Below are 366 nucleotides of genomic sequence, written 5' to 3'. Positions count from 1 at the left end.
AACGGTTTTCGGCATTTCTGGATGTTCTTCTGAAACGATGACACTGTAGGTAAGCTCATGCTCATGAAGGACTCCTCTCCCCCCCGTAGGCCTTCTGACAAAGCCAAGCCCGTGCCGTTTAACGGCCTCCATGTCAATTTCCTTTTCCACCTTTTGAAAATAGCCAACTGATAGTGTAGGCGGATTCCAGCCATAGAAACGAATGACCGGAGGGATTTTCCCTTCGCTGTGCCACTCAAGTAAGGCCTCATCCAACGCCATAATAAATGATGGCGAACGGTTTCCTGTATCGATAAAACGCCATGTTTCCTTTTCCATCCCAAACCCTCATTTTGATTAATTTTTTTCGATTTTAAGTCTACCAAA

General features: G+C 45.4%; 1 protein-coding gene. It reads right to left on the bottom strand.

From position 1 onward, the window contains the following. On the bottom strand, window positions 1-318 hold a 318-nt coding region (locus tag RYX56_RS21480; protein WP_317124008.1), incomplete at its 3' end, for a lipoate--protein ligase family protein. Between the last annotated feature and the right edge of the window lie 48 nt (window positions 319-366).

This window comes from Alkalihalophilus lindianensis (assembly GCF_032843265.1).
Classification (GTDB): domain Bacteria; phylum Bacillota; class Bacilli; order Bacillales; family Bacillaceae_D; genus Alkalihalophilus; species Alkalihalophilus lindianensis.
Note: the sequence above shows the minus strand (reverse complement) of the source record. Positions and strands in the feature narration are given on the sequence as shown.